Below are 5,880 nucleotides of genomic sequence, written 5' to 3'. Positions count from 1 at the left end.
CCCCGTTCGGCCAGGTCCCGCCGCCCACCGCCGCCGCCCCCGGCCCCCGGCTACAACCAGCCCCCCGGCTACGCCCAGCCGCCCGGCCCCGGATTCGGCGCGGTCCAGCCCGGCGCCGCGCCCGCCGGTTACGGTCAGCAGGCGTCCCTGCCCACCCAGGGCGCGGGCCTGGCCGTCTCCCTGCAGAAGTACAAGGAAGCGCCCACCGGCCAGCGCTGGACACTGCAGAATCCGAAGATGGTGCGGGCCGACCTCGGCCAGGGCGGCGGCCAGCCCGCGCTGGCCCGGCAGGGCGCCATGGTGCTCTACCAGGGCAAGGTCGACTTCAGCTACAAGGGGGCCGGCTTCAAGGGCCGCGTGATCGGCAACATGACCGGCCAGGAGATGCAGCTGATGCGCTGCACCGGCCCCGGTCAGGTCTTCTTCGCCGACAACGCGGCCTATCTGCACCCCATCGAGTTGCAGGGCGACGCCATCTGCGTCTCCGCCGAGAACGTGCTCGCCTTCGACGAGAGCCTGCAGCACGAGGTCCGCCGGATCGAGGGCCACGGCATCCCCGGCGGCGCCCTGTTCACCATGCAGTTCCAGGGCACCGGCACCGTGATCGTCAAGACCCACGGCACCCCCGTGGTGCTCCCGGTCACCCCCACCACCTACGCCGACAGCAACGCCATCGTGGCCTGGTCGGCCGCCGCCCAGGTGATCGTTTCCAGCCAGGTGCGGCTGCGCAGGACCGCCTACCCCGGCCACAGCGGGGAGACCGTGAACCTGCAGTTCCGCGGCGCCCCCGGCAACTTCATCGTCGTCCAGCCCTACGAGGTGTGACCCGCCATGGACCAGCAGATGATCGCGGGCTACGCACCCACACCGGTCGCCGCCCGGATGGAGAACCACGGGTCCGCCATGCTGAAGGTGGCCATGCAGACCGGCCACGACCTGTTCGCCCGCAGCGGCTCGATGATCGCCTACGAGGGTTTCGTGCAGTACGAGCCGAATCCGCCGGCCGTGCGGCAGATGGCGTCGTCCTGGCTGACCGGTGAGAACACCCCGCTGATGAAGTGCAGCGGCGACGGCCTGCTCTATCTGGCCGACTACGGCGCGGACGTGGTGTGCCTGAATATCAACAACGAGTCGGTGTCGGTCAACGGCACCAATCTGCTCGCCTTCGACGCCCACCTGACCTGGGGCGTGGAGCGGGTCAAGGGCCTGGCCAAATTCGCCGGGCAGGGCCTGTTCAACGTCGGGGTGAGCGGCGTCGGCTGGGTCGCCATCACCTCGCGCGGCACCCCGATCGTCGTCGACTGCGGCTCGGGCGCCGACGAGACGTACGTCGACCCGGACGCGCTCGTCGCCTGGTCGTCGGGGCTGAAGATGAAGGCCAAGCGGAGTCTCAAGGCGTCGTCGCTGATCGGGCGCGGCAGCGGTGAGGCCTTCCAGATCGCCTTCTCGGGGCAGGGCTTCGTGGTCGTCCAGCCCAGCGAGGACAGCACTGACCGGCTCCGGTTCCGGGGCTGAGGGGGAGCGACACATCATGCAGAGCCCGCTTTTCGCCTACACCGAGGTCCAGAACCAGGACCACTACAGCCTGCAGAACTCCTATCTGCTCCGGGTCCGCCTCGACGGCAACACCGGCCCCGACTGCCTGGCCCGCAAGGGCTCGATGGTCGCCTACCAGGGCATGATCGAGTTCGACGGCGAGTACCAGTCGCCGTATCAGCGCCGCGACCGCCGGCACACCGCCGAGGGCCTGGACCTGATGCGCTGTTCCGGTCAGGGCACCGTCTACCTCGCCAACCTCGCGCAGCAGATCCACATCCTCGACGTGGACCACGAGGGGCTGACCGTCGACAGCGCCTATGTGCTCGCCCTCGACTCCGGGCTGCACTGGGACGTCATCGCGGTCGACAGCCAGTTCGGCCTGTCCGGCACCGGGCAGTACAACCTGAACATCGCCGGCAGCGGCAAGGCCGCCCTGATGACCTCGGGCAAGCCGCTGATGATGCCGGTCACCCCGGACAAGTACGTGTCCTGCGACGCCGACGCGGTGGTCGCCTGGTCCACCGGCCTGCGGGTCCAGATGCAGGCGCAGACCAGCAGTTCCTCGGTGTTCCGCCGGCGCGGCAACACCGGCGAGGGCTGGGAGCTGAACTTCGTCGGCCAGGGCTATGTCCTGGTCCAGCCCAGCGAGCTGATGCCGCCGCAGAACGTGTCACTCGGCGGCCTGCGCGCCCAGTACGGCCTGGGCGCGGCCGGCCACGGTCAGAACCCGGGCAACATCTGGTCCAACGGCTGAGCCGCAAGGGCCGTGAGCAACCGCCGCGGGGTGTCCCGGTGGTCCGGGACACCCCGCCGCGGCACGCTGCGCCGTCTCATGGCCCGCCGCTGCCACGCCCGTCAGTGCCGACTGCCGGGTGACGGCAGCGCTGCCGGCACCCGGCCCGCAGCCGTCAGCGGGCGAGCAGCTCGCGGGTCCGGTCCAGCAGTGCCCGCACCGAGCCGTCGGCGACTTCGGCGGCCTCCTCGTAGGAGAACCAGCGCAGGTCCAGCGACTCCTCGCTGATCGCTTCCACGGCGCCCGGCGGGGCCAGCGCGGCGTACTCCACATCCAGATGCCAGGCGCAGGGCGTCAGGTGCCGGTCCAGCCGCACCGGGTCCGGCACCAGCAGTCGCAGCCCGGCGATCCCGGATTCCTCGGCGCCCTCCCGCAGCGCGGCGCCGGACAGGGTACTGTCCTGCGGTTCGCAGTGCCCGCCCATCTGCAGCCACATCCGCAGTTTGGCGTGCAGCGTCAGCAGCACCCGTTCCCGGGACGGATCGACCACCAGGACGCTGCTGGTGAGGTGCCCCTCCCGGCAGGGCCGCCACATGGCGTCCGGGTGCTCGGCCAGATACGCCAGATACTCCTGGCGCAGCTTGTCCTGGCCGGGATCGGGCGCGCTCCAGCCGTCCAGGACGCGCACCGCGTCCGCGTGCAGGTCGCTCACTTCTTGGCGTCGCCGTCCTCGTCGTCCCCGTCGGACCCGATGTCGGAGCCGCTGTCGTCCCCGTCGGAGCTGTCGGCGGCCTCGGCCCCGGGGTCCCGCGGACCCTTGGACTCCTTGCGGCCGTCACCCTTCTTCTGCAGGTCCACCGCCTCTTCCGCCGCCTCGCCGAGCATCTGGTCCAGCTCGGAGAAGTCGAAGGACTCGCGGTGCACGAAGCCGTCCGGGTCGTCCAGGTCGGCGGCCGTCGGCAGCATGTCGGGGTGGGCCCAGAGCCCGTCGCGGCCCTCCATGCCGCGGGCGTCGGTGAGCGACGCCCACAGCCGGGAGGCGTCCCGCAGCCGCCGGGGCCGGAGCTCCAGGCCGATCAGCGTGGCGAAGGTCTGCTCGGCCGGGCCACCGGTCGCCCGCCGCCGCCGCAGCGTCTCGCGCAGCGCGCCGGCGGAGGGCAGATGCGGCGCCGCCGCTTCGTGCACCACCGCGTCCACCCAGCCCTCGACCAGCGCGAGCGCGGTCTCCAGCCGGGCCAGCGCGGCCTTCTGCGCCGGCGTGTCCTCGGGCTGGAACATGCCCTGCTGGAGTGCTTCCTGCAGCTGCTCCGGCTGGGACGGATCGAGCTGGCCCACCGCCTCCTCAAGGCGGGCGGTGTCCACCTTGATGCCCCGGGCGTAGCCTTCGACGGCGCCGAACAGGTGCGCCCGCAGCCACGGCACATGCGCGAAGAGCCGCTGGTGGGCGGCCTCCCGCAGCGCCAGATACAGCCGGACCTCCTCCTGCGGCACGCCGAGGCCGTCACCGAAGGCGGCCACGTTCGCCGGCAGCAGCGCGGCCTTGCCGGCCGGACCCAGCGGCAGGCCCACATCGGTGGAGCCGACCACCTCGCCGGCCAGGGTGCCCAGCGCCTGCCCGATCTGCGAGCCGAACATGGCGCCGCCCATGGACCGCATCATGCCGAGCAGCGGCCCGGACATGGCCTGCATCTCCTCGGGCAGCACGTCGCCCATGGCGCCGGCGACCCGCTCGGCGACCGGGTCGACCAGTTCCTTCCACACCGGCAGCGTGGCCTCGACCCACTCCGCACGGCTCCACGCGACCGCGGTGCCCGCGCCGGAGGGCAGCGAGGTCGCCCCGTCCAGCCACAGGTCGGCCAGCCGCAGCGCCTCCTGGACCCAGTCCCGGTCGGCGCGGCCGACGCTGGCGTCCTTCACCCCGTCCGGGGTGCCCTGCGCCACGGTCTGGCGGGCGATGTCCTTGGCCATGTCCCAGTTCACCGGGCCGCCCTCGTAGGAGAGCATCTGGCCGAGCTGCTGGAAGGCGGCGCCGAGGTCGTTGGGGTTCAGCGAGCCGAACATCGCCGCGAACGGGTTGTCGCCGCCGCCGGGGCCGCCGAAACCGAAGGGGCCGCCCGGCTGGCCGCCGCCCTGGCCCTCCCCGCCGTTGCGCTCCTTGCCCTGGTCCCCGTCGTCGGGCTCCTCGGGAGGGACGCCGAATCCGAATGGGATGTCGCTCACGGGATTCCTCGGCTCTGTGTCGTGATGGGCAGTGTGTGGGGTGCGTGGTCCGCACTGTGTGATGGGCTGTACCTCCAGCCTAGACACCTGTCCGGCAGGATGGCTGGATACGTAACTGAGACAACCGTGGGAGACACCCGGTGAGTTCCCCAGAAGGACACGTTCGCCCAGAGCGGAGCGCAGGCCGGGCCGCCGCGGGACCGGTCGTCGCGATCACCGGAGCGGCTTCCGGCGTCGGCCTCGCGCTGGCCCAGCGGCTGGTCGCCTCCGACCAGGTCAGAAAGGTCGTGGCGATCGACGAGCGGCGCGGTGACGTGCCGGGGGCGACCTGGCGGGTGCTCGACGTGCGCGATCCGGCGATCGCCGACAAGCTGCGCGGCGCCGACGTGGTCGTGCACCTCGCGCTCGACCTCGATCTGGAGTCCGACGCCAAGGCCCGTTCCGCTTTCAACGTCCGCGGCACCCAGACCGTGCTGACCGCCGCCGCCGCGGCCGGTGTGCACCGGGCGGTGCTGTGCACCTCCGCGATGGTCTACGGCGCCCAGGCCGACAACGATGTGCCGCTCGCCGAGGACGCCCCGCTGCGGGCCACCTCCGAGGCCGGCTTCGTGGACGACCTGCTGGAGGTCGAGCGGCTCGGCCGGCGCGCCCCCCGAGCGCACCCCGGCCTCAATGTGACGGTGCTGCGCCCGGCGATCCTGGTCGGCGGCACCGACACCGCGCTGACCCGCTACTTCGAATCGCCCCGGCTGCTGGTGGTGGCCGGCAGCCGCCCCTGCTGGCAGTTCTGCCACGTCCAGGACCTGGTCTCCGCGCTGGAGTACGCGGTGCTGGAGAAGGTGGACGGTGAGATGGCGGTCGGCTGCGACGGATGGCTGGAGCAGGAGGAGGTCGAGGAACTGTCCGGCATCCGCAGGATGGAACTGCCGCCCTCGATCGCCTTCGGCGCCGCCTCCCGCCTGCACCGGCTCGGCCTGACCCCCTCGCCGCCCGGCGACCTCGCCTACACCATGCACCCGTGGGTGGTCAGCGGCAGCAGGCTGCACGAGGCGGGCTGGCGGCCCCGCTGGAGCAACGAGGAGGTGCTCGCGGAGCTGCTGGAGGAGGTCGCGGGCCGCAATTCGGTGGCCGGCCGCCGGCTCGGCCGCAAGGACGCCACCGCGCTGGGTGCGGCGGGGGCCACCGTGGCCCTGGTGGGCGCGGCGGCCGCGGTGCGCCGCGCCCGCAAGCGCCGTGGCCTGTGATGGGCGCGAAGGCGGGCAGGCGACAATGGAAGGCCCTTACCGAGCATGGGCAGAAGAGGCGGCATGGTGACGACGACTCCGGCTGACGACGAGCCCGACCGCGGCGGCGGCGCGACCGGCACCGGCGGGCCCCAAGGCGGCGGC

Annotated in this window: 6 protein-coding genes; 4 read left to right on the top strand and 2 right to left on the bottom strand. The window is 72.4% G+C overall.

Annotated elements, in window-relative coordinates; all coding sequences use genetic code 11:
• The 3 genes from GA0115240_RS34220 to GA0115240_RS34210 form a co-directional block, all read left to right on the top strand.
• Positions 1–825: AIM24 family protein (locus GA0115240_RS34220; RefSeq protein ID WP_141709069.1), on the top strand; the 825-nt coding region annotated here is incomplete at its 5' end.
• Between the two features lie 6 nt (positions 826–831).
• Positions 832–1,515 (top strand): AIM24 family protein, encoded by a 684-nt coding sequence (locus GA0115240_RS34215; RefSeq protein WP_093742884.1) that lies wholly within the window; start codon positions 832–834, stop codon positions 1,513–1,515.
• Positions 1,516–1,531: 16 nt separating this feature from the next.
• Positions 1,532–2,293: an AIM24 family protein gene (locus tag GA0115240_RS34210; RefSeq protein ID WP_093742882.1), complete on the top strand. Its 762-nt coding sequence runs from the start codon at positions 1,532–1,534 to the stop codon at positions 2,291–2,293.
• 154 nt (positions 2,294–2,447) lie between these two features.
• Here GA0115240_RS34210 and GA0115240_RS34205 read toward each other — a convergent pair whose 3' ends face one another.
• Together GA0115240_RS34205 and GA0115240_RS34200 are read right to left on the bottom strand one after the other, a co-directional pair.
• Positions 2,448–2,984, bottom strand: a complete 537-nt coding sequence (locus tag GA0115240_RS34205) for an NUDIX hydrolase (protein WP_256070195.1) — start codon at positions 2,982–2,984, stop codon at positions 2,448–2,450.
• Positions 2,981–4,492: a zinc-dependent metalloprotease gene (locus GA0115240_RS34200; RefSeq protein ID WP_093742880.1), complete on the bottom strand. Its 1,512-nt coding sequence runs from the start codon at positions 4,490–4,492 to the stop codon at positions 2,981–2,983. The genes GA0115240_RS34205 and GA0115240_RS34200 overlap by 4 nt, the downstream gene beginning before the upstream one ends.
• A gap of 140 nt (positions 4,493–4,632) precedes the next feature.
• Between GA0115240_RS34200 and GA0115240_RS34195 the strand changes: the two genes are divergently transcribed.
• Positions 4,633–5,736: an SDR family oxidoreductase gene (locus GA0115240_RS34195; RefSeq protein WP_093742879.1), complete on the top strand. Its 1,104-nt coding sequence runs from the start codon at positions 4,633–4,635 to the stop codon at positions 5,734–5,736.
• Positions 5,737–5,880: the final 144 nt, after the last annotated feature.

This window comes from Streptomyces sp. DvalAA-14 (genome assembly GCF_900091855.1).
In the GTDB taxonomy this organism is placed as follows: Bacteria; Actinomycetota; Actinomycetes; order Streptomycetales; family Streptomycetaceae; genus Actinacidiphila.
This window is presented reverse-complemented; position numbering and strand designations above follow the sequence as displayed.